General features: G+C 45.6%; 20 protein-coding genes. 5 read left to right on the forward strand and 15 right to left on the reverse strand.

Going from position 1 to position 22,605, the window contains the following annotated elements:
• Positions 1–20 precede the first annotated feature (20 nt).
• The 8 genes from LEP1GSC061_RS13910 to LEP1GSC061_RS13945 all read right to left on the reverse strand — a co-directional run bounded on the left by LEP1GSC061_RS13910 (position 21) and on the right by LEP1GSC061_RS13945 (position 8,825).
• A complete protein-coding gene (locus tag LEP1GSC061_RS13910; RefSeq protein ID WP_016546079.1) occupies positions 21–617 on the reverse strand; it encodes a hypothetical protein in 597 nt (198 codons plus the stop codon).
• 48 nt (positions 618–665) lie between these two features.
• A complete protein-coding gene (mtaB, locus tag LEP1GSC061_RS13915) occupies positions 666–1,976 on the reverse strand; it encodes a tRNA (N(6)-L-threonylcarbamoyladenosine(37)-C(2))-methylthiotransferase MtaB (protein ID WP_016546607.1) in 1,311 nt (436 codons plus the stop codon).
• Positions 1,957–2,745 carry a tetratricopeptide repeat protein gene (locus LEP1GSC061_RS13920; RefSeq protein ID WP_016546762.1) on the reverse strand — a complete coding sequence of 263 codons (789 nt, stop codon included), beginning with the start codon at positions 2,743–2,745 and terminating at the stop codon, positions 1,957–1,959. The genes mtaB and LEP1GSC061_RS13920 overlap by 20 nt, the downstream gene beginning before the upstream one ends.
• Positions 2,746–2,772: 27 nt before the next feature.
• Positions 2,773–3,198: a hypothetical protein gene (locus tag LEP1GSC061_RS13925; RefSeq protein ID WP_016546791.1), complete on the reverse strand. Its 426-nt coding sequence runs from the start codon at positions 3,196–3,198 to the stop codon at positions 2,773–2,775.
• Positions 3,199–3,267: 69 nt separating this feature from the next.
• Positions 3,268–5,805, reverse strand: a complete 2,538-nt coding sequence (locus LEP1GSC061_RS13930; RefSeq protein ID WP_016546065.1) for an ATP-dependent Clp protease ATP-binding subunit — start codon at positions 5,803–5,805, stop codon at positions 3,268–3,270.
• 115 nt (positions 5,806–5,920) lie between these two features.
• Positions 5,921–6,739 carry a hypothetical protein gene (locus LEP1GSC061_RS13935; protein ID WP_016546038.1) on the reverse strand — a complete coding sequence of 273 codons (819 nt, stop codon included), beginning with the start codon at positions 6,737–6,739 and terminating at the stop codon, positions 5,921–5,923.
• A 9-nt stretch (positions 6,740–6,748) separates the two neighbouring features.
• Entirely contained in the window at positions 6,749–7,441 is a 693-nt protein-coding gene (locus tag LEP1GSC061_RS13940) for an ABC transporter ATP-binding protein (RefSeq protein ID WP_016546232.1), read from the reverse strand.
• Between the two features lies 1 nt (position 7,442).
• The gene (locus tag LEP1GSC061_RS13945; RefSeq protein WP_016546642.1) at positions 7,443–8,825 is read right to left on the reverse strand and encodes an ABC transporter permease; all 1,383 of its coding nucleotides are present in this window, start codon (positions 8,823–8,825) and stop codon (positions 7,443–7,445) included.
• Between the two features lie 136 nt (positions 8,826–8,961).
• On the opposite strand from LEP1GSC061_RS13945, the gene LEP1GSC061_RS13950 reads away from it, so the two are divergent.
• Positions 8,962–9,978 carry a hypothetical protein gene (locus tag LEP1GSC061_RS13950; RefSeq protein WP_040508878.1) on the forward strand — a complete coding sequence of 339 codons (1,017 nt, stop codon included), beginning with the start codon at positions 8,962–8,964 and terminating at the stop codon, positions 9,976–9,978.
• Positions 9,979–10,037: 59 nt separating this feature from the next.
• Positions 10,038–11,078: an LIC_10230 family protein gene (locus LEP1GSC061_RS13955; RefSeq protein ID WP_016546632.1), complete on the forward strand. Its 1,041-nt coding sequence runs from the start codon at positions 10,038–10,040 to the stop codon at positions 11,076–11,078.
• Here the strand turns inward: LEP1GSC061_RS13955 and LEP1GSC061_RS13960 are convergent.
• From LEP1GSC061_RS13960 to LEP1GSC061_RS13975, 4 genes are read right to left on the reverse strand one after another with little or no spacing between them, the layout of a single operon-like run.
• Entirely contained in the window at positions 11,034–11,315 is a 282-nt protein-coding gene (locus LEP1GSC061_RS13960) for a hypothetical protein (RefSeq protein WP_016546509.1), read from the reverse strand. The genes LEP1GSC061_RS13955 and LEP1GSC061_RS13960 overlap by 45 nt on opposite strands.
• 9 nt (positions 11,316–11,324) lie before the next feature.
• Complete coding sequence (locus LEP1GSC061_RS13965) at positions 11,325–12,008, reverse strand: toxin-antitoxin system YwqK family antitoxin (protein ID WP_016546168.1); 684 nt, start codon at positions 12,006–12,008, stop codon at positions 11,325–11,327.
• A complete protein-coding gene (locus LEP1GSC061_RS13970) occupies positions 12,008–12,694 on the reverse strand; it encodes a hypothetical protein (protein ID WP_016546269.1) in 687 nt (228 codons plus the stop codon). The genes LEP1GSC061_RS13965 and LEP1GSC061_RS13970 overlap by 1 nt, the downstream gene beginning before the upstream one ends.
• Positions 12,687–13,442, reverse strand: coding sequence for a ParA family protein (locus LEP1GSC061_RS13975; RefSeq protein ID WP_016546436.1), 756 nt, complete (start codon positions 13,440–13,442; stop codon positions 12,687–12,689). The genes LEP1GSC061_RS13970 and LEP1GSC061_RS13975 overlap by 8 nt, the downstream gene beginning before the upstream one ends.
• Before the next feature lie 113 nt (positions 13,443–13,555).
• Between LEP1GSC061_RS13975 and gatB the strand changes: the two genes are divergently transcribed.
• On the forward strand, positions 13,556–15,013 hold the full coding sequence (gene gatB, locus LEP1GSC061_RS13980) for an Asp-tRNA(Asn)/Glu-tRNA(Gln) amidotransferase subunit GatB (RefSeq protein WP_016546643.1): 1,458 nt from the start codon (positions 13,556–13,558) through the stop codon (positions 15,011–15,013).
• 204 nt (positions 15,014–15,217) lie between these two features.
• A complete protein-coding gene (locus LEP1GSC061_RS13985) occupies positions 15,218–16,375 on the forward strand; it encodes a Fic family protein (RefSeq protein WP_016546640.1) in 1,158 nt (385 codons plus the stop codon).
• Positions 16,376–16,423: 48 nt separating this feature from the next.
• On the opposite strand, the gene LEP1GSC061_RS13990 is transcribed toward LEP1GSC061_RS13985, so the two are convergent.
• Positions 16,424–16,894 (reverse strand): GNAT family N-acetyltransferase, encoded by a 471-nt coding sequence (locus LEP1GSC061_RS13990; RefSeq protein ID WP_040508879.1) that lies wholly within the window; start codon positions 16,892–16,894, stop codon positions 16,424–16,426.
• A gap of 70 nt (positions 16,895–16,964) precedes the next feature.
• On the reverse strand, positions 16,965–17,669 hold the full coding sequence (locus tag LEP1GSC061_RS13995) for a hypothetical protein (RefSeq protein WP_135699800.1): 705 nt from the start codon (positions 17,667–17,669) through the stop codon (positions 16,965–16,967).
• 316 nt (positions 17,670–17,985) lie between these two features.
• Between LEP1GSC061_RS13995 and dnaE the strand changes: the two genes are divergently transcribed.
• Complete coding sequence (dnaE, locus tag LEP1GSC061_RS14005; RefSeq protein WP_198014277.1) at positions 17,986–21,507, forward strand: DNA polymerase III subunit alpha; 3,522 nt, start codon at positions 17,986–17,988, stop codon at positions 21,505–21,507.
• Here the strand turns inward: dnaE and LEP1GSC061_RS14010 are convergent.
• On the reverse strand, positions 21,504–22,568 hold the full coding sequence (locus LEP1GSC061_RS14010; protein WP_016546056.1) for a histidine kinase dimerization/phosphoacceptor domain -containing protein: 1,065 nt from the start codon (positions 22,566–22,568) through the stop codon (positions 21,504–21,506). The genes dnaE and LEP1GSC061_RS14010 overlap by 4 nt on opposite strands.
• Positions 22,569–22,605: the final 37 nt, after the last annotated feature.

Genomic DNA, 22,605 nt, shown 5'->3' on the forward strand with positions numbered 1-22,605 from the left:
ACTCGGAACAAAAAGAATTCTCATTGTATCGACTCGCTTCGAATCGAGGCCGCATAAGAATTCACCATCTTATCTATCAAAGCGGTTCTTTCTTCCACGTCGGGAGGTGTTACCGGTTTCGTGTAAAAGTTTTCATTTCTATCCAAGAAGAATTTTTCACGGGTGGAAAAAACGACCTTTCCGCCGGAATCTTTCGCCTCTAAGATTCCTTCGTAAGAGAGAACGTCCACCATGATCGGACCTCCGAAAACGATATAGAAACACAAGGTTACGAGCGCTAACGGAAAATAAGCCGGGTGGGTGTATTTTTCGCGACGGTATTCTGAAAATCGGAAAGAGAGGATATGATAATTATTCTCTTTTATTCTGATCGATTGGGCGGAATCCACGCGGTCGAATAATTTGAAATTTCGTAGATGATCGATCAGCGAAAGAGTGAGCGCGTCCTCTTTTTCGGTCCTAAATTTCGATTCTTGCGGTAAAACGACTCTCTCTACGAATATCGTCTTCCGAATCGGAGAGCCCAAAATTACCGTCTTTTGCAAATCCGTCGCAGGAGGGAGAGTGATACAGGCAAAGGGAAGAACGAAGAATATTAGAAATAGAAAACGTGCCATTTCTTAGAATACTTTCCGCAAAGAAATTACGGACACTAAATTTTCCGGCTATCCTACTGCGGCAAGAATTCTACCCGAAACTTTTCCTTCCTTGTCTTCGCCTTCGATATAAGATCCGATTTCCACAGTCAAGAATTGGCCTGTGGATAGAGATCTCAGATCCGCTTCCGGTAAAACGACTTTGAGATAATTGTCGGTAACGGCTATCCCGTCTTTTTCCAGAACCGCTTCCCTCTTTTTGGAGAATTGGCTCTCCGCATAAGACTTATGGAGACTCTGGGAAAGTTCCATTAAAGAATGAACTCTCTCTTTTTTCTCTTCCTTGGAGACTGTTTCGGGAAACGATTCTGCGGTGGTATTCTTACGAACCGAAAACGGAAAAGCGTGGATTTTCGCAAAACCAAGGTCCCGCAAAATGGAACGGGAGTCCTCGAAATCTACTAACGTCTCTCCCGGAAAACCTACGATGACATCCGTCCCCAAAAATAAATCGGGCACCTTGGATTTCACAAGCTCTATACGTTTACGGAAGGTTTCCGGAGTATAGCTTCGTTTCATTCTCTTTAGAATTTCTCTACTACCGCTTTGCAAAGGAACATGTAGAAAAGGAGTGAATCTAGGATGCTTGAAAAGTTCCGCTAACTCTATACCCACATCCGGAGGCTCGATGGAGGACAATCTAAGACGAGAATATTCCAGCTTATTCAAAATCGCTTCCAGCAATTTAGGAAAGGCTTTTCTACCTTCCGCATTGCGATACCAGCCGAGATTGACTCCGGTTAACATGATTTCGCCCACACCGCTATCTTGGAGAAAGGAGACTTGGTCTAATACGTCCTTCCATTCTCTCGAAACTCCCTTGCCTCTCGCTTGGGGAATCTTGCAGTAGGAACATTGACGATCGCAACCGTCTTGGATCTTTAAATAAGCTCGGGTATGACCGTGAGGTAGAACGTCCGAATAGGAAAAGCGATCACTCGCATCGGAAAATCCCGCCAGCCCCTCTCTTTGTAGGATCATCTCCGGAAGCCTGGATTTTTCCTCGTTTCCGATCACTCCGGCGATGCCGGGAATCGCCTCTAAGGATTCCTTATCCGTCTGGGCATAGCATCCAGTGACCCAGACCTGAGCGCCGGGATATCTTTTGATCGCATTGCGAATTATATTACGATTTCTTGAATCTGCCTTATTCGTTACCGTGCAGGTATTGACCACGACCACGTCGGGAACGTCCTCTCCGGAGGCTGCGGAATACCCATGCCGACTCAATGCGGAGAATAGTCCGTCGGACTCGAAGAAATTCAGCCTACATCCGAGCGTATGGAATAATACTTTTTTTTCAACCGGCGCTGAGGGCATTGATTCTAGCCTCTATTCTTCTCAGGTTCCCTTTGATTTTGTCGTCGTCCGGTTTAATTTTAAGAGCGGACTCCAACTGTTCTTTCGCGCTTTTAAGGCTTTCGAGAGCCTTCTTGATATTTCCGCGCTTCGCTTCTTGGTTAGCCGCTTTTTCGTATACCAGGCCCAGGTTATTCAAAACGTTCGGGTTATTTGGAACCAAAGACTGCGCCCATTTCAGACTGACCTCGGCCTTTTCCGCGCTTCCCAAATAAAAATAAACCTGCGCTTCCAAAACCAAAGGACGATAATCGTTCGGATCCTCGGACTTTAATTTTTCTATAATATAGAGAGCATCTCGCGCTTTACTCGTATAAAGTAACGCGGTCGCATAAAGAAGACGAACCTCGCGATTCTTAGGATTGAGCTCGTAGGATCTGGAAATGATTTCCAGGGCGTCCGTATTTCTTCCTACTTGTAAAAGATATCTGGCAAAATCCGCGCTGACCGCAGGATCTCCGGGTTTAAGCTTTAAGGCTTCGGACCAATGAGTGGCAGCGGATTTGTTTCTTCCCGCATTATAATGACAGAAGGCGGCGAGATAATGAGTCTCGTAGGATCTCTTTCCTTGTTCGTGCAGAACCCGAATGATTTCCAAAGCTTTTTCCGAATTACCTTTTTGGAATTCCTGCAAAGCGGTCTGGTATTCCGGTTGATCTTGCGCGATCAAAGCCCCGGCGGAAAACGCGAATAGTACCAGGGTAAATAGGATGATTTTGCCTTTATGCATCTGTCTCTTTTCCGGCGGGAGAAAGTTTTATGTGGGAACACTCATCGACTTAGCGTTCAAGCAATCGATCATCGAATGAAAGGGTTCCACCGGGTCGATGAATACGATTATGCTGGGATACCGTAAGGAAAGAAAATGTTCGATCCGTTCCTCGGAAACGATCTGCAATTCCCCGGTTTCTAGGACAGGTAACCCGTCTAGATTTCTATATATATCGTATTCTTCCCGATCGAGGAAGTCAGATAGCAGCATATAACCGGATCCGAAATAGACCCCGCCTTGGAAGTAGTATTTATAGAGGACGCGTACCTCGGGAAGAAATAAATCGGGCTGAAAAACGCAGAGGGAGATTTTTTCTATTCCGGCAACGGTTCGAATCTTACGCAGATGGAACCAGATCTTTCTGACAAGTAGATAGGAGATTACGAAAATAACGGGGATCAGGTAGGGCATAGACTTTTTTCTACAAAACCTCCGTCCCCGAACGGACAAGCCCCCATCGAAAGACGGGGGCAGGATCGTTTAAACTAAAGCCGGCTCTTCGGACCTTTCCGGATTATTGGGAGAATTATCTCCTCCGGATGAATCCGCAGGCTTGTAGTCCGTCCAAGCTTCTTCGGTGAAGTCCAGTTTTCCTTCTTTGAAGGCAACGGTAATCTTCGTAGGCTCTTTGTAAGCGCCTTTGAGAGTTTGAACGGCCATATAATCCTCCAAATCTCTTTGGAAGACCCGGCGGAGAGGACGGGCACCGAATTTCTCGTCGTAACCGACGTCCATAAAGTGGTCCTTCGCCTCCTGAGTAAGCTCGATCTTGATCTTTTTGTCCAGCAATCTCTTGTTGGTGTCCTTGATCATGATGTCCATGATACCCATGAGTTCTTCTTTCCGCAGAGGCTTGAAGTATACCACTTCGTCCACACGGTTCAAGAATTCAGGGTTAAAATGTTTCTTCAATTGCTCCCTGGCTTGGTCGGACTTGTATTTGTCCTCTTCGCCGGAGCGATCTTCGAATCCCAATCTTACGGAGCTGGAGATTTCCTTGGCGCCGATATTGGAAGTCATGATGATGATCGCATCGCGGAAATTGACCTTACGACCTTTGGTATCGGTCAAGTTTCCTTCTTCCATTACTTGGAGAAGAATATTGAAGATATCGTGATGAGCCTTCTCGATCTCGTCCAGAAGAATGATCGAATACGGTTTCTTACGCACGAACTCGGTCAGTTGTCCGCCATCATCGTAACCCACATAACCAGGAGGAGCCCCGATCAAACGGCTAACCGCATGCGGTTCCATATATTCGGACATATCCACGCGCAACATTGCGTCTTGGTCTCCGAATAGGAATTCTGCAAGAGCCTTGGCCAACTCGGTTTTTCCTACTCCCGTAGGTCCGAGGAAGATGAAGGATCCAGTAGGTCTTCTTTCCGCCTTGAAACCGGTTCTCGCTCTACGAACGGATTTCGCGATTTTTTCGATCGCTTCGTCCTGACCTACGACTCTCAACTTGAGTTCTTCTTCGAGTTTCAGAAGTCTTACGGACTCGTTCTCTTCCATTCTGTTCAAAGGAATTCCGGTCCACTGGGAAACAACGGAAAGAATATCGTCTTCGTCGATGGAGACAGCGTAGTCGTCCAACTTCTCCTGCCAAGAACGGATTTTCTCTTCGAGTACTTGCTTCTTGCGATTGACCTCGTCCCTGACTCCCGCAGCTTTCTCGTATTCCTGAGAACGAACCAGGTCCTCTTTCTTCTGAGAAAGGGATTTGATTTCTTCTTCTAGATCTTTTACCGCCTGAGGACGAGCGCAATTCGCGAGTCTCGCTTTTGCTCCCGCCTCGTCGATGATATCGATAGCCTTATCCGGTAGATATCTTTCATTGATATATCTATGGGATAATTTAACCGCCTGCTCCAAAGCTCTTTCCGAGTAACGTACCTTGTGGTGCGCCTCGTACGCTTTTTTGAGTCCGGTAAGAATCAGGATCGCGTCGTCCACGGAAGGCTCGGCCACTTTAACGACTTGGAACCTTCTCTCTAAAGCGGAATCCCTTTCGATATACTTACGGTATTCGGTGCTGGTTGTCGCTCCGATACATTGCAATTCTCCTCTTGCGAGTGCGGGCTTGAGAATATTGGCCGCATCCACGGCTCCTTCCGCAGCTCCCGCTCCGATCAGAGTGTGTAACTCGTCGATAAAGATGATGATATTATTGGAAGAAGAAATCTCTTTCATGATCTTCTTCAATCTTTCCTCGAACTCTCCGCGGTATTTGGTTCCTGCGATGAGGCTCGCCAAATCCAAAGAAAGAACGCGTTTATCGAATAAAAGGTCAGGCACATTCTTCTCCACGATTGCAAGAGCCAGGCCCTCTACGATCGCTGTTTTACCGACTCCGGATTCTCCCACTAAGACCGGATTGTTCTTGGTCTTGCGGGAAAGAATTTGGATCACCCTTTGGATCTCGTTGGATCTTCCTACAACGGGATCCAGCTTCTTGTCTCTGGCTAATTGAGTAAGATCTCTTGCGAACTCGTCCAGGATAGGAGTCTTGGTTTTTTCCGCGCGAGGGGTTCCCGGTTGTGTGGAAGGTTGGCTAGAAACTCCGACGGTGCTAGTAGGTGGAGCTCCGAGTAGTCTCAGGATTTCTCCCTTGATAACGTTATAGTTCACGCTGAAGGAATAAAGAGCTCCGCCAGCGATATTGTTATTATCCCGCAGCAATGCGAGAAGGATATGCTCCGTTCCCACATAATTGTGTTTGAGTCTCTTGGCTTCCTCTTTAGAAAGCTCGATAATCTTTTGATAGCGATCCTGGCCTTGCGCCATATCCATCAACAGAGTTCCGGAGTTCTCGCGGGTTCTCCTTTCCACTTCTTTGCGAAGTTCGTTCAGATTGATGTTTAGATTGTTTAATATTTTTATCGCGACCGAATCTTCTTCCTTAAGCAGACCCAATAAGATATGCTCAGGGCCTATAAATTCGCTACCAAGACGTTTTGCTTCGTCCTGCGCGATCTCGTTGATTACTCGTTTTGCTCTTTTAGTAAATTCCAACATGTGCTCGCCCTTTCCCGCGCTGGGTTCTGTAGGTTAGACTGGTTTCGCTTCCATTTTCCAACTAGGAACGGAATCCGTCCTTAAGGAATATATCGGATCGGATAATCAAAAAGGATTACAGGGCAAATGTGGCTTTTGGCCCTTCTTTTCCAGCAATTACCAATAAGGCTAAATAGGAAACCAAATTGAAAAAGGAATTTTTTCGATTTCGTCCAAAATTTTTCCGGAAAAAGACCAATCTATCTTTCCGTTCCTCCCGATAGAATCCCCAATCCGTAGGTAATCGGAATCCTACCAGATCGCCGTTTTCGGCGAGAGAAGCCGGAAGCGAAACGGAGAGTTTATCCCCTTGGTCCGAATTCGTAGGGCAGGAAGTCACGAATCCGATTCCCTCTAGAAAATCGAAACGCTCCTTTTCCCAGAATTTTTCCAGAAAGTCGGATTCCAAAACCGTATTCAGTTCGGAAAGCGAGTCCGTCACATATTCCCAGCGAATATGATCTTCGTCTCCCGCTAAGAGAGTCCCGGAATTCCAGGGAATTCTCTCCCGAAAGTCGAGCTTCTCCCCTTTTTTTTCCTCATCCCGGTATTCCTGCTCCCCTTCTCCGGTAATCGTAGACAGGAAACGGTCCGTTTTTCCGGATTTTCTAGGATAGATGGAATTCTTAGGATTTCGAGCGACCCTGTATCTGTAAGTGAAGGGCAAACGATACGAATCTATCTTTTGCAAACCGATTTCCAAGGGAAGAGAAGAGAATCGCTTCCAGAGATCTTTTTGGGGAAATAGATCCGTAGGTTCCCACTGCATGGGGGCGGGTCCCGGAATGAATTGGGAAAATTCTTCTCCGAAGACGGTAACGCAATAAGCGCAACCGATTCTACCATGGGTTTTCCATTCGGCTCGGGAAACTCCGCAATAGATACAACCGTCCATGGAAAAACATTATACCGTCTGTGGTTGGATCGCGGGTCGCAATTTTCCTTGGAAAATCTGATTTCTTTTATGAGCCAGGGCCGCGAGTTCCATATCGTGGGTCACTAGAATCAGACTGAATCTTAGATCTTTTTGGAGTTCCTGGATGAGATTCATGAGATTCCTGGAATTTTCCCTGTCCAGATTTCCTGTCGGCTCATCTGCAAGAATGAGACGTTTTCCTGCGACTAGGGCTCTTGCGACTCCCACTCTTGCGCTTTCTCCTCCGGATAATTGGGAAGGAAAACTCTCGAAGCGATCCTTGAGTCCTACTTTCTCCAACATGGACATGGCTTCCTCTCTGGCCTTGTTCGGAGCGTATCCGCGAATCAGAAGAGGAATGGAAACATTTTCCAAAGCGGAGAAATCAGGAAGAAGAAGATGGTGTTGGAAGATAAACGCGATTTTCTCCGCCCGGAAATTCTCCTTACCCTTTTCGTCCAACTCGTTTAGATTGATCCCGCAAACTTCCACTTCTCCGGAATCGAATCCGTCCATGGCGCCTAGAATATTGAGAAGAGTGGATTTTCCGATCCCGGATTTTCCTTCAATGGAGAAGATTTCACCTTCTTCCACGTCCATATCCAATCCGTCCAGAACGGAGAATTCCTTTTCTAGGATATGATATTTTTTAACCAGATTTCTGATTTTTATAATAGCCACGTTAGTCGTTCCTTATCGTATCCACAGGATTCAGGCTCGCGGCCCATCTTGCGGGAAAATATCCCGCGATCCCGGACAGAATCGTTGCGGCAGTAGTCACCATAAAGATGAACGCTATATTGATATCCACAGGCAATTTATCGAAATAATAGATTCTCTTAGGGACCAACTCCACGGGAGTCCAATCCTTATCCATGAGAGTCCAAAGTCCCGGCCCCAAGGAATTGCAAACTTCCTCGATTGCTCCGATGATGCTCTCCAAGGAATTGGCGAGAAAGATCCCGGTCACCCCGCCGGTCAGCGAAGCAAGAATCCCCACAAGCATCGCGTTCATGGTAAAGATAAGAAGAATGTCGGAGGAAGGAATTCCCAGCGCTTTAAGTACTCCGATGGACTTACGTTTGGCTCTCACGAGAGAATAAACCGAAGCTACCATGCCCAGAGCGGCGAGAATGATGAATAAGAATACGATGATGGAAATAATCGTTTTTTCCAATCTAAGCGCGGCCAATAGATTTTCCTGCTCCTCCGCGATCGTGCGGACCGAAAGGGAAGAAGAAGACTCCACCGCATTTTCGAATTCCGCCTCGCTGAAGAGTCGATGCAGTTTTCTTTTACAGAAACTCAGATCGTCGAGAGACTTAACCTTGATCGTGATCTGATTCACTGAGTTGCGCATTTTAAAAAACTTTTGAGCGGTCGGCAAGGCCATATACACGAAGCTGGAATCGAACTTATAGTTTCCGGTCTTGAAGAATCCGGAGACTCGGAAATTCTCCACGCTGACCTCGACTCCTTTGCCTAAGGAAAACCTTCCGCCCGGAACCGCTAATGTGAGCTGCTTACCTAGTCCGAAATTGTAAAGGCCTTCCATCTCCTTTCCGAGAATGATGAAATTTTCCCGGTTCATCTGGCCGAGCTCGTCCCGATTATAATGGACCACCCTCGGGAAATTATGCAGTTTATTGGCAAGCAGATCGTCCACGCTAGGGACCGGAACAGCCTTGATGAGAACGGGGTAGAAGATATTGTATTTCTGGATCAGACCGTGACTCTGGATCCCTCCCTCTACCGCGATGATACGTTCATTCAACTCGGGAGTCTTATGGATGAATTCGATGATTTTTTCGTAGTCTCGGATCTCTCCGCCGTTGGAGCTACTCTCGATCGTGATATGTTCTCCGCCTTGCCAAAGGGATTCCTTCAATTGTCTCTGGAATCCGTTGAAAATCGAAAGCACTACGATGAGCAAAGATACACCCACCGCCATTACCACGAAAGAAACCCTGGATTTTAGGGAAAGTAGGCCGGTAACTCGAGAACCGCGAATATAACGGGAGGTAAGAAGAAGGATTAAAGGGAATCGTTTAACGAGGAAGTTCATTCTTAAAGCGGGCGAAATTAAACATCTCCGCAAATTTCCTTAGTTTGACAATTATAAGATTTCGACGCAGGATGTCAAAAAAAAGTCGATACTCTTTATACCATAACGTAGTATCGGTTTTTCCTTCAAAAATTATATGGCTGCCGACCAAGTTTATTCGCTTTTATTTCAATCTAGAGACACGAGCTCGTCTTTGTATATCCTATTCGGGGGGATCGTGGATCCGGCAGCGAGCCGAATCGATCGATTCGAGGTAGTTGCGGTCGGAAACAGCGAATTGATAAATATCCCTCTGTCCGGAACCACCTTTAAGGACGTGGGTAATATCTGCCAAAAGATAAAATACGAAGGAAAGCAGCTTAAGAATCTCACGAACAAACTCCAAGAACTCTTCCAAACCAGCGGACGTTCCGACGACTTCATGGAGCAGTTGATCCATTATATCAATAAGAGAGAAGACGAGAAGATCCGATACCTGATCAACCAAATCGGAAACCAAGCCATGGGAAATTCCAAACCGGATATCCAACTTTGGTACGGATTGATCGATCGAAGCAAGATAGACGAGGTCGGAACTTCCCGTCAATCCATCGAAACTCTGGAGCAGGAAGAGACAAGTCCTGAAATCTCATCGGAAGAAAGCGCCCCCGTTATTCCTATAGGCGGCCCGCCCACCGGAATCGACGCTTCCATTCCCGCAAATGCTACCAGAGTACAATTCAAATTCATTCTTTCTCCCGTCTCCGGAATTCCGGTGAATCAATTGAGACCCGGTGATCAGATCGTGGTACAACTCATCGGAAACGATCCCACCACCATGGGGATCATAGACGGAATGAAATTGAAGACGGAAGACGGAACCATTAAGCCCGTACCGGCGACCGTAGTTGCTACGGAAAATAAAGGCGTGGAAAACGAAACCATCGTTAAAATCGGAACGGATGTCTTCGGAAAAATCTACGAAGAAGAGAATTCTGTAAAAGTAAGACCTTATACTGGTGAAAAACCGATTTCCCGATCCGGCGGAGGTTCTACTTCGTCGGTTTCCTCAGCTTCCATGGAAGCGGGAGAATCCAGTCTTCTTCTAACCGTGTTGATCGCTTTAGGAGTGGTCGGAATCGGAATGGTCGCCGTTTTCGTCTTTCTTTTCTGAACTTTTTGGATAGTTGGAATCCAAAAGAGAAAAATCCTGGCCTTTATCGATAACATAGCATGAAAACGAATTCGAAATTAATCATCGCATATATTATTCCTTTCTTTCTTTTTTTGATCAGCGTTTTCCAACTCATCCTACAACCCACGTTTCTGGATGCGAACGATACATCCACTATGGAAGCTCTTCTTGACGGAACCGGAAAGGAACCGGCCAGCGGATTCTATTTCCAAGGGGGAGCTATTTCCCAGTTGCTGCTTACCCAGAAAGTCTTAGCAGAAATAGAAGATCCCGATCTTCCCAACGATTCCCAACCGGAAGATACTAAGGACAGGTTAGGAAGAGTATTGATCGGGCAAAAATTGCAGATCTTCTTTTACGTTTTTCTCGCAATCCTTTCCTGCACTTCCTTTCTTTCCTTATATTTTAGGGCATTCTTCTTCGCATTTTTGAATCGGGTGCTGTATGCCCTCGGAATCGCATATGCGATTTCTGTAATGCCAACCCTTCTTGCGGCGGCGATAAGGAATCCTCAGACAGCCATTTGGGCCCTGCCTATCCTACTCTTTTCCTTCGGGTGGGTGATCGGCCTCCTGTATTTATTCATCATCATAGGCAGAACTTTCGGCAAGAAAACGGCCGACCGTTTCTCCTCCCTGCGAAATCTTCGGGAAGACGAGGCGGAATTCAGACCTGGATCCAAAGCGAACGATTCCTGGTGGCATCCTTTTTTACATTTCTTAGGGATCGTAGGCCTCGGGACCCTAATCGGAAACTTGATCTATATCCCTCTTTTCGTGATCCAAAAGAATTATACCGATCAGTTCGGAATCCTTCTGATTCTCTCCATCATTCTTCTATCTGTATTCTATATTAAGAATTACCTAAAGTTCGGAAAAAGCGCGGAATTGGGAAAATACCAGAATCTCGCGTTGGGAGTCAGCTATCTCCAGCTTAGATTGATCCGGATCGTATTAATGATCCTTTTAGTTCTAAGCCTTGTGATCGTTTTCGTGGTCTTTTTATTGGGACTGCTGGAAATCGATTTCGGAATCTTAGAATCCTTGTTTCCACTTATCAATAGCGGACAGAACCTCTAAGGCGTTCTTCCCGATCCAATAACAGATCAACACGTGCGAGAATGCGAGTACTGCGTAGGAATATCTATGCAGTACCCTTCTGAACGCAGTATAGATTCCCAAATGAGTGATCAGAATGGAAAGCAATAGTCCTTCTTCCGCGTAATGTGTAAGAGTCAGATAAAAACTTACGTAGAAGGTGAGTAGAATGAAAGACCAGCTTAGAATTCTTTCCAAGCGAGAATTCTGAAATTCCAATCTCTTATCTCATCCGCAATGAGCGCCGGAAGAATCCGTTTCGCAGAGTTTTTTTCCGTTCGGAGAATACACGGTTCTAGAAAGAAACTTTCCTTGGTCGTCGAAGACTTCCACGGATTCCGTTTCCCGGTTCGGAAAATAATAGAACCAAGTTCTGATCTTGTTTCCTTTGGAATAATATCCGGAGTATTCCAATTCTCCGTCTTTGAAGAACTTTTGCCAAAAATCGGATTTCAATCCGCTCTTATAATTGCCTTTTATTTCCAAGGTTCCGTCGGAGTAGTATCTTTCGTAGGTACCTTCTTCGTTTCCCTCGTCTCCGTTGAACACTGCGGAAGGATCTCTTTCGCCTGTCCCGAACTTTTGACGGATATAGACCTTGCCGTTGGGGAAATACCAGATCCATTCCCCCACTTTTTGTCCGTGCTCGTATTTTCCCTGCGAAGCCAATCCGTCCTCGGAACGTAGATAGGTCTTACAAAGTCCGTGATATACTTTTGCCCCGTCCAAAGGACATTCCGAATATAACTTTCCATTTTCATAATATATCTTGGAGACCGAAGCCTCTTCCGATACGTATGCGTTCATATTCTTATCGTATTTAGCGCTTTCAGGAAGACCGGAAGGGCGATCCGACTTGTCGCAGGAGAATAGGATGGAATATAGAAAGATAATTAGAAGAATTTTCTTCATCAGTCGATGGTGAACTTCTTAGTAACGAGCACTTCGTCGTCCTCGTTCTTAATCTCGACCTCGTAAGTTCCCTCGTCGTCGAAGAAGGAATCGTCGTAATAAGTCTGCCATTTTTCGATCCTGCGTTTGGATTCCTTTTCCTGAACGCTGATCTCTGCTTTATTATCGTCGGTCTTGTAAATGGTCAGTTTGAGTTTATCGGGTGAAAACCAACCGCCTCTTTTGTAATAGATGAAAAATTCCTGACCGTGGGCAAAATGGTATTCCTTCTCGGAACTCATGCTTGAAACCTTTTCCGGACTCATTTTTTCCACGTCCATATAGATCTCATGCTTGGAAGGCCAAATCCACCAAACTAGCAGAACGAAAAGAACTACCCCGAAAATTCGGATCCACTTTTTATTCCCGTTGGACTCCCGAAGTCCGTTTTGGGTGTATTCTTCTATCCTCATACTGTTGTGTACCTTGAAGAGGGGCTCTTTTTTGGGCAATTGTTTTTCCCCCTCGGAAGCGGGAGAAGGTTCCGCAACGTTCCTTCTAGGCTCCGACGGTCGATTCTCCCGAAGGGAAGGCTCCTCACGAACCGGCTCTTTGCTTTTGGAAACTTCTCCGCTCAGACTTTTTCGGACCGCATCTCCGGCCGCTTTTTTTAGGAGTTCTTTTTTGGAATCCGACTTCTTAGCCAAGAGAGAATACCTCTTCCGTGAATTGAGAATAAGCCTTGGCTGCCTTATTTTTAGGTTGGTATTCGAATAGAGATCGATTCAAAAGATGAGCTTCTTCCACAGCCACAGACGGGGGAATCTTTGCCTCGAACAAGGAGAGATGTTCGCGGATCATAGGAACCACAGTTTGAGACATCGTCGTCCTTGCCTGGAAAAGTGTCAATAGGGCTCCCAGAATCTTAAACTCCGAATTGAAACGTTTTACTATATTCGATTTCGCTTCCAAGATCGCTTCGATTCCGTCCAAAGAGAATTTGGAAACTTGTAGAGGTACGATGAGTCCGGTGGCTGCGACGAAGGCGTTCATTGTGATCGAAGAAAGACTGGGAGGACAATCGATCACGACCCAATTGTAAGTTTCCGACTCTTTTTCCAAGGCTTCTTTGAGTAGGAAGAATCCGTCCAATTTTCCGGAGAGAAGAATGTCAATTTGGGAGAGTCGGGAAGATGCGGGCAAAAGACTTAATCCTTCGATCCGAGTAGGTATCACGATTTCTCGGACGGGAACCTTCTCGCTGAAAATCAAAAAGGAGTCCTTTTGCTTATCTGCGGAATACTCCGGAAAGACGGATGTGGCGTTATTCTGAGCGTCCAAATCCACGAGCAGAACTCTTTCGCCCTTTTGGGCCAGACCGACCGCCAAGTGAACCGATGTGGTGGTTTTTCCGACCCCTCCTTTCTGATTCGCGATGCAAAGAGTGTGTTTCATCCAAAAATCCGTTGCCCGTACTGGTCCGCTTCGGAGAATAACTCCATACGCCTCTAAAATTTCAAGGACAAGGAGAAAACTCCGTCCGGCAAAATAGAGGAAAGGGGTACCCAGTGGAGTATGAAGTAGTAATCGGTTTGGAAGTGCACGCGCAGCTCAACACGAATTCCAAAGTCTTTTCGGACAGTCCTTCCAAATTCGGAGCCCCACCCAATTCACAAGTTTCCCCGGTATGCCTGGGATTACCGGGTTCCCTACCGGTCCTGAACGAAGAGGCCTTAAGCAAAGCAATCATGGCCGGACTGGCGTTCGGATCCGATATCACTCTTCATACCAAATTCGATCGAAAGAATTATTTTTATCCCGACCTTCCCAAAGGATACCAAATCTCACAATTCGATAGACCAATCTGCACGGGCGGCGGGATCTCTTTTACCGTAAAGGGAGAAGACAAACCCAAATTCGTAAACCTGACTAGGATCCATATAGAAGAAGATGCCGGTAAACTTATCCACTCCGCCGATCCGAATATACCGCAATCCTATGTGGATCTGAATCGGGCCGGAACCCCGCTCATTGAAATCGTTTCCGAACCGGAGATGAGATCCTCCGACGAGGCTTATCATTACCTGTTGGCTCTGAAATCCGTCCTAAGGTATATTAGAGTTTCCGATTGTAATATGGAAGAAGGTTCCCTTCGTTGCGACGCCAACGTTTCCATTCGTCCAAAGGGCTCCGATAAGTTCGGGACCAGAGTGGAAATCAAAAACCTAAACTCCTTTAAAGCGGTAAAAGCCGCCATCGATTACGAAGTCGAGTGGCAAAGGGATATGTATTCCCAAGGCAAAACTTTCCAACAGCAGACAAAACTTTGGGATTCCGCCTCTAATATCACGGTAACGATGAGAACCAAAGAGATGAGTCACGATTACAGGTATTTTCCGGACCCGGATCTTCCTTCCGTTATACTCAGCCAAAAAGACGTGGAGGATATCCGCAAAACCCTTCCGGAACTTCCGGATGCGAGAAGGGATCGCTTCGTGGATAAACTCGGCCTCCCTAAATACGATGCGGACGTTCTAACCGCCGAAAGAGAGATTGCCGATTACTTCGAAGACGCTCTCAAAGTTTCCGGAGATGCGAAACGTACTTCCAACTGGGTCAAGGACGAAGTATTGGGAATCGTAAACAAAGAAAGCATTACGATTTCCGAATTTAAAGTTGGGCCGGAGCGGATCGGGGGATTGGTAAAACTGATCGTAGACGGAAAGATTTCCGGCAAGATCGGCAAAACGGTCTTCGAAGAACTTCTTAATAGCGACAAAGATCCGGAGGCGATCGTAACGGAAAAAAATCTGATCGTAGTACGGGATGACAAGGAAATTGAAAGAATCGTGGACGAGGCGATTGCAGCCAACGAAGATGCGGTCCAAAAATACAAATCCGGTAAAGACAGAGCCTTGGGTGCGATCGTAGGCTATGTGATGAAAGTCTCCAAAGGAAAGGCGGATCCGAATTTAGTGAACCAAATGCTTTTGGATAAATTGGGACCACTTCCTCCTAAGGGTTAAGAGGCCTTGACGCATGAATCCTTCTAGAGAGAATTCATGCGCCATTCCGATTCTTAAGGAGACTTTTTATTCAGGAAGGCCGAGGTGGATTAAGCTTTCCGCCCGAACAAAAAGCAAACACCTATAGACAAACTATTGGACATTTTTTTGGACAAAAATAGGCTGTTTTTTGTCCAAACCCTGCCTGCATAAAGGATTTGATTTATGTCTAATCAGTCTCATATTTCATTTAAGCCCAACTGGACAATCAACCCAGCCACCCTACATGCACTTGGACAATGTGAGGCATTTATTCTTACATTATCAGAGACGCCTATTTTTCCAAATTATAGAAGAAAACTCTTAAATGTATCCTTAATCAAAGGTGCGCAGTCCACGACCGCTATAGAGGGGAACACTCTCTCCGAAGACGAAATCAATCAATTGATGGAAGGAAAGGAACTCTCCCCGAGCAAAGAATATCAGGCGCAAGAAGTCAGAAATATATTAGAAGCTTTTAATAGCATTCTCACTCAAGTCATCGAAGGGGACACTCATCTTTTATCATCCGAATTAATAAAAGATCTCCATGCGAAAGTTGGAAAGAACTTAGGAGAAATTTTTAAGGCGATTCCCGGGCAATTCAGAAAAGAAAATGTCGTCGTAGGAAAATACAGACCTCCCGATCACCAGCTAATCGAAACGTTAATGAAGAATTTCTGCATTTGGATGAAGGAATACTTCCACTTTGAAAAAGGCCAAAGTTTTGCAGAAATCGTTATTCAATCGATAGTCTCTCACGTTTATATAGCATGGATTCACCCTTTTAGCGACGGAAACGGCAGAACTGCTCGACTATTAGAATTTTATATCCTATTAAGGGCCGGAAATCCGGATTTTGCATCGCATATTCTATCTAATTTTTATAATGAAACAAGGCCGGAGTATTACGCCCATTTGGATAAATCTACGAAAACCGGCGACCTATCCGAGTTTATCGCTTACGCAGTAAAAGGTTATCTGGATGGTCTCAAAAAAGTCGTGTCAATGATCAATAAGTCTCAGGTCGAAGTCTTCTGGCGCGGATACATTCACGATACGTTTAATAATGAAACTTTAACGGCAAAAAACGAAAACGTAAACAAAAGAAGAAGAAATTTGGTGTTATCTATGCCCTATGATAGTCCCGTTTCCAAACAGGAAATAACCCTGCTATCGAGAGATCTTGCTTTAATTTATCGAGAACTATCCGATAAAACCATAGATCGGGACATTGAAGAGCTATTAAGATTACAATTGATTACCGAAGTAAGTCCGAACAAATTCCAGATCAACCAAGATATACTAAAAAAAGCTCTCCCAAGAAAAGCTCGAAAAAAATAACGATTTCCGGAGCCGCACTCCGGGTTTTTTATTTCAGAGTCAACGGCGCTATTTTTCCTTCGGTGCGGTCCAGTAATAGTGCAGGAAATCGTCGCTGAACTTAAAACCGAAAGTCTCGTACAATTTACGCGCGTGTCGGTTATCGGGATGAGTTTCTAAACCCATGCCTTTTCCTCCCGACTTTCTCACCGTATTTGCGGCTTCTTCCAACAATTTACGTGCAATCCCTTTCTTACGTTCCGCTTCTTTCACATAGAGATCGTTCAAAATGAAATCCCTTTTCATGGAAAGAGAGGAAAACGTAGGATAAAGTTGCAGAAACCCCAACAGAGAACGGGAGTCGTCGGCCACTAGTAGGATCGAATCCTTGTGTAAAAGTCTGTCTTCCAAAAACTTTTTTGCACCTGTTTCGTCGGATTTCAATTCGTAGAATCTACGATATGCATCGAATAATTCGGTAAGTTCTTCCAAGTCCGAACGACTTGCCACTCTGATCGATATGCTTTCTCGTTTAGTCATAAGTGCGCTTTATTCCAAGACAAGAGACTCCATGCGTATGACGACGTCCAATCTCTTTTTAGCGAATCGACTAAAAACAATTCGGAGACATTAAAGTCCGAGAGCCGAGATTGTCCGTCCAGGACTTGGGATATAGGATAAAAAACTCCTTATCCGTCCCCGGATTCACAATCCAAGGATCTCTCTCATTCCAAAACTCCAATCGAGTCGTAAAAATCGGGTTCGATAAAACTTTTGCCATATCCGTTTCTCCGGATTGAGATAAATCCAAGGCCGTTCCTATATGTCGAACTCCCTCGCAATTTCCTTCTTTTGCGCAGGCGGCAATCGCACCTACGATAAAAACGGTGGTCAATGTCGCGACACCTACATTATAAAAATTCTTCAAATTCCCTTTCCAATTCAGGCAAGAGAGATCTTTCGGATAATCACCCCACGGAAGCGGTCGAAAGGGCTCCCCTTCATGTTCGAATTCCAAGTCGGCCAAGCGCAGGACTTCACGATTCACGGTCTTATTCTTCACTCTTACAAAAACCAAATAATACCGAGAAGACAGTCGAACTAACATCGCACGATCGTCTTGGATTACAAAATTAGAAAGTAGAGCATCGACCCAATCGGCCTCCGGATCCAATACTTCCACAAAAATCTCAGCCTTCTTGCCTCGTATCGGATCCAGTTTCTTTTGGAGTACGACTCGGGTAGATAATTCCGAAGCGGCTTTACTTACCGAAAGGTTACGTTCACTCCGATCCGCTGTTACACAACCAGCCATTAAAGAAAGTGATAATACTAAGTATGGAAACCGAAATTTTCTCATGTCTTCTTGTATCGCCGGTCAATGCGAATTCAATAAATTTCTAACTTTGAATTCGAGCCATTCTTCTCCTCGTTTTGCTGCCCCCTTACCCGCCAAAATACCGGGAACTCTCCAGTTTCTCTATTTTTCGTTTTTTTGGAAAAAAATACCCCGAGGACTTCCTACGGAAAAATCCTGGCATTTCGACACTTGTTTCCAGACTAAGATTATGAGAATATCGGCTGTCTGGACTTGACGGGGTTTGGACCGAAATTCTATTATGTCCCTTGGTATGGAAGACTTCGCCCACCTCCACCTCCACACTACCTATTCCATGCTCGACGGAGCGATCCGAATCAAGGAGCTCATGCAGCATGTGAAGGATCTCGGAATGAGTTCCGTGGCTATGACAGACCACGGAAATATGTTCGGAGCGATCGAATTTTACAATGAGGCGACTAAAGCCGGCGTAAAACCCATAATCGGCTGCGAATTCTACGTTTCCCCCAACCGCAAGTCGGAATCCGAGGAAATGAAAATCGCCGACGGAAACGCATACCATCTCATTCTTCTCGCAAAAAACGAACAAGGTTACAAAAATCTAATTAAGCTCGCAAGTAAATCCTACACGGAAGGATTTTATAAAAAGGCGAGAATCGACTACGATCTGTTGGACAAGTATAGCGAAGGTCTCGTATGCTTAACTGCCTGTCTAGCCGGAGAAGTGAATCGCAAAATTCTGGAAGGAAAGCCGGTCGAGTCTCTCCAGCTTGCGGGGAAATTGAACGAGATCTTCCGAAAAGAGGATTTTTATCTGGAAATCCAAAACCACGGAATTCCGGAACAAGAAATCGTAGCGAAAGGAATCTTCGAGCTTGCCCAAAAGAGCGGAATCAAACTCGTTGTCACGAACGATTCCCACTTTTTGAAGAAGGACGACAAGGAAGCTCAGGATATTCTTCTCCGGATCGGAATGAGAAAGAATATCGAAGACGAAATGGAGTTCGGCTTCAATCAGCATTTCTACGTCAAAAGCCCGACGGAAATGAAAGCTCTCTTTCCGGAATTGCCTCAAGCGTTCTATTCCACTTTAGAGATCCGGGATAAAATAGATCTAAAACTCAAATTCGGAAATTATCTATTACCTGAATTCGTAGTTCCTCAAGGTTTCGACGAGTACGGATTCATGGAAAAACTAGTATGGGAAGGAGTCCAACAGAGATATTCCCATGTAAGTCCCGAAATCAAGGAAAGAGTCGAATTTGAACTAAACACGATCAAGAGTATGCATTTTGCCGGATACTTCCTGATCGTTCAGGATTATATCAACTACGCCAAGAAGACCGGAATCCCGGTAGGACCGGGAAGAGGATCCGCCGCCGGTTCCATCGTAGCGTATGCATTAGGGATTACTAACGTAGAACCGCTTCGATTCAATCTACTCTTCGAAAGATTTTTGAATCCGGACAGAAAGGACATGCCGGATATCGATACGGACTTTTGTGTCGAAAGACGGGAAGAAGTGATCAATTATATCCGCCAAAAGTACGGAGAAGATCGGGTCGGTCAGATCATCACATTCGGATCTTTGGGTGCGAAAGCCGCACTGAAAGACGTGGCTCGTGTGATGAACCTACCGTTCGAAGAATCGAATCGTCTTACCAGCTATTGCCCGAGTAAGCCGGGGATCACTTTGGACGAAGCCTTGGCGATGTCCGCGGATCTAAAACAGGCCAGCGAAAAGGACGATCTGAACAAGAAGATCTTCGCAATCGCAAAACGCTTGGAAGGAAACTATCGCCAACCGGGAAGACACGCCGCGGGAGTGGTGATCTCACCTTTTCCTTTGGACGAAGTAGTCCCTCTTTCCACGGTTGCAGAAAAGGACAAACCCGGCGTCCGCTCTATCGTAACCCAGTATGAGAAAAATAACCTAGAATCCGTCGGCTTGATCAAGATGGATATCTTAGGGCTCAAAAACTTAACCACCCTGAATTATGCGGTTAATCTGGTCCGAGAAAGAAGAGGCATCCATTTGGATTTGGACAAAATCCCTCTCGACGACGCCGCCACCTATGCTTTATTAAGAAAAGCGAATACTTTAGGTATATTCCAGCTGGAATCCACCGGGATCACCGATCTCGTGGCCAGAAGCCAGGTCTCTAATTTCGACGAAATCGTAGCGTTAATCGCGCTCTATCGTCCCGGCCCTATGGAATCCGGGATGTTGGAGGAATATTTGGAAAGGAAGAGCGGTAAAAAACCGGTCACCTATCCTCATTCTTCCACAGAAACGATCCTTAAGGAAACTTTCGGATTAACGGTCTACCAAGAGCAGGTGATGAGTATCTCCCGGGTTGTAGGAGGATACACCATGGGAGAGTCGGATATGCTCCGTAAAGCCATGGCAAAAAAGAAGAAGGAACTCATGGATCCTCTTCGCGTGAAGTTCGTTGAAGGTGCGCAAGCCCAAGGTCACGCTAAAAAATTCTCGGAAGACCTTTTCGATCAGCTCGAGAAATTCGGTGGTTACGGATTCAACAAATCTCACTCGGTCGCATATGCGATAGTTACATATCAGACCGCTTACATGAAAGCCAATTATCCTACGGAATATATGGCTGCGTTACTCGCGGGAGATCATTCCAAAACCACCGACATCGTAAAATACATCAATAACGCTCGAGAGATGGGTATTCACGTTCTTACTCCCGACGTAAACGAGTCGGACGTTTCTTTCTCCGTAATCGACGATCAAACCATCCGATTCGGAATCTCTTCAATGAAAGGAGTAGGAGAAGGCGCAGCTCAGAATATCATTGCGGCTCGTAAGAATTTAGGCGGATTCAAAGAAATCACAGATTTCATCATCAACGTAGATACCAGAATCCTAAACAAAAAGATCCTGGAAGCCTTAGTACAAGGCGGAGCGTTGGACTCCTTCGGTTACACTCGTAAATGTCTATTCGAATCCTTGGACAGCCTGGTTTCCTTCGCCCAAAAAGAGCAGGAGAGATCCAAAGAAGGCCAATTCTCCCTATTCGGAGATTCCGGTCTGAATTACGAATTAAAACTTCCTAAAGAAGCGGACGAGTGGGAGATGGAGGATCGCCTCCGCCGGGAAAAAATGTTCACCGGCCTGTATCTCTCCGGCCACCCTCTCGATAAATACGAAAAACATTTGAAGAGCTTGAATTCGATTCCGATCGAAACCCTGGATACAGTTAAGGCCGGAACCAAGGTAGAGGTCGCAGGAGTCATGACCTCCTTAAAAATCAAGTTCACCAAGAAGAAGGAAGAATTCGTAAACTTCAAATTGGAAGATCGCACGGGAGAAATCGAATGCGTGGCCTTTCCTAAAGTCTACCAGAAGTTCAAGGAAATGATCAAGGAAGACCAGGCTGTCTTCTTAAAGGGAGATCTGGATCGTATCGAAGCAGGAGAATCCGAACTTCGAGGTCAGATCAAAGTGAATAGCTTCGAAATTTTGAACGATACTACGATCGAAGATAAGATGGAGAAGGCCCTGCATATCAGATTGGAAGATCGTCATAAAAAGATGCAGGATATCATTCCTCAACTCCATACCTTGCTTGCCGCCTATCAGGGAAATTCCCAAGTCTATTTCCATATCATATCCGGCGACGAAGAGAAGAAAGTCATCCGAGCTCATAATCATTATTCCGTACAACCTAACCCGGAGTTAATGGATCGTTTAGTTCGACTCTTGGGAGAAGATACTGTGTATGAAAGTTTCGGAGATAATGTGAGAGTATACGGTCTAAACGGAACCAGACAAGCGGTTAAGATCTAACGGTTCAACAAACCGAATGTGGCTAGAATTCTTCCTCGGCCGCTCTTCTCCATACTCAAATCTCCCCCGTGTTGACGTAATAACGATCTAGAGAAATGACTCCATTCTCCTTCCGTTAGATTGGTTCCTTCCACTTGCAATTGAAAAGTGCTTAAACTGGGATTTCTAAAGCTGATTCGAACGTCCTCGATATGAGTCGTTACGGAATCGGAAACGGTCGCGATGATTTCGCCTAAAATCAATAGCAGAAGGTTCGCATCCTTTACATCCAACAAGAAATGTTTTCCGATCGGATCCAAAGCGGGTAAAGCCTTATACTTGGAAACGATCCGATTCAGATAATTCTCGATCACGTCTCCCACTGGAATGCGCTTCACATCTTGCGAGTTTTGAGCGATCGCATGAACGGAAGCCAGAGCCAACACTCTTCTTTCCAAAGTTTGGAGAGCGATACGAGTCTCCAAGGATTCGTTTGATTCCTTTAAAAGGGAAACCATATCCAATACTACTTGCAGATTGTTTCGGACCCGATGTGTCAGCTCTTTTAGGAGTACGTCCTTGTCCGAAAGCAATTTATCCAGATTCGCTCCGATGGAAACGATAAACAAGGTCATGACACCCAAAGACGCGATCGAATCTACCAGGATCTCGGAACGTTCCGGCGCGCTAGTGGAAAAGATCCGTCCGAGTATGAGACCCAAGCAGAACAGAAAGGCAAAAAACGTCATCTGCCGATTGAAGAAGTAGAGATGAAAAAGTAGGAAAACCGGATACCAGATGAGTGCATTCTTAAATCCGGCCCCGTAAAAAGTACCGAACCCGATCGCTAAAGAAAAACAGACGGAGCAGAGATAGACCGAAATCTTATACTTGCCCCTCCAGATCAGAAATGCGGAGAGAATGGAAGCTAGTCCTGCAATCGTATAACCGGGGCGAAACGTATGGTTCCCGGCAAGATGCTCGAAGCCGATGACTCCGAAGCATAAGAGGCCGGTAATTACGGAGACAAAAAACAACTGTATGCTTCGATTTAGATCCTGTGTTTCCGTAACTTCGAACATGGTTTCTTGCCGCGATTCAATCCTAGAATTTCCGTAT

Source organism: Leptospira wolffii serovar Khorat str. Khorat-H2 (assembly GCF_000306115.2).
GTDB lineage: Bacteria > Spirochaetota > Leptospiria > Leptospirales > Leptospiraceae > Leptospira_B > Leptospira_B wolffii.

Bases quoted from the DNA above. Each gene is read 5' to 3' on its own strand.
- LEP1GSC061_RS13910 (WP_016546079.1), bottom strand. From the start codon at position 617: ATGGCACGTTTTCTATTTCTAATATTCTTCGTTCTTCCCTTTGCCTGT.
- mtaB (WP_016546607.1), bottom strand. From the start codon at position 1,976: ATGCCCTCAGCGCCGGTTGAAAAAAAAGTATTATTCCATACGCTCGGA.
- LEP1GSC061_RS13920 (WP_016546762.1), bottom strand. From the start codon at position 2,745: ATGCATAAAGGCAAAATCATCCTATTTACCCTGGTACTATTCGCGTTT.
- LEP1GSC061_RS13925 (WP_016546791.1), bottom strand. From the start codon at position 3,198: ATGCCCTACCTGATCCCCGTTATTTTCGTAATCTCCTATCTACTTGTC.
- LEP1GSC061_RS13930 (WP_016546065.1), bottom strand. From the start codon at position 5,805: ATGTTGGAATTTACTAAAAGAGCAAAACGAGTAATCAACGAGATCGCG.
- LEP1GSC061_RS13935 (WP_016546038.1), bottom strand. From the start codon at position 6,739: ATGGACGGTTGTATCTATTGCGGAGTTTCCCGAGCCGAATGGAAAACC.
- LEP1GSC061_RS13945 (WP_016546642.1), bottom strand. From the start codon at position 8,825: ATGAACTTCCTCGTTAAACGATTCCCTTTAATCCTTCTTCTTACCTCC.
- LEP1GSC061_RS13950 (WP_040508878.1), top strand. From the start codon at position 8,962: ATGGCTGCCGACCAAGTTTATTCGCTTTTATTTCAATCTAGAGACACG.
- LEP1GSC061_RS13955 (WP_016546632.1), top strand. From the start codon at position 10,038: ATGAAAACGAATTCGAAATTAATCATCGCATATATTATTCCTTTCTTT.
- LEP1GSC061_RS13965 (WP_016546168.1), bottom strand. From the start codon at position 12,008: ATGAAGAAAATTCTTCTAATTATCTTTCTATATTCCATCCTATTCTCC.
- LEP1GSC061_RS13975 (WP_016546436.1), bottom strand. From the start codon at position 13,442: ATGAAACACACTCTTTGCATCGCGAATCAGAAAGGAGGGGTCGGAAAA.
- LEP1GSC061_RS13985 (WP_016546640.1), top strand. From the start codon at position 15,218: ATGTCTAATCAGTCTCATATTTCATTTAAGCCCAACTGGACAATCAAC.
- LEP1GSC061_RS13990 (WP_040508879.1), bottom strand. From the start codon at position 16,894: ATGACTAAACGAGAAAGCATATCGATCAGAGTGGCAAGTCGTTCGGAC.
- LEP1GSC061_RS13995 (WP_135699800.1), bottom strand. From the start codon at position 17,669: ATGGCTGGTTGTGTAACAGCGGATCGGAGTGAACGTAACCTTTCGGTA.
- dnaE (WP_198014277.1), top strand. From the start codon at position 17,986: ATGGAAGACTTCGCCCACCTCCACCTCCACACTACCTATTCCATGCTC.
- LEP1GSC061_RS14010 (WP_016546056.1), bottom strand. From the start codon at position 22,568: ATGTTCGAAGTTACGGAAACACAGGATCTAAATCGAAGCATACAGTTG.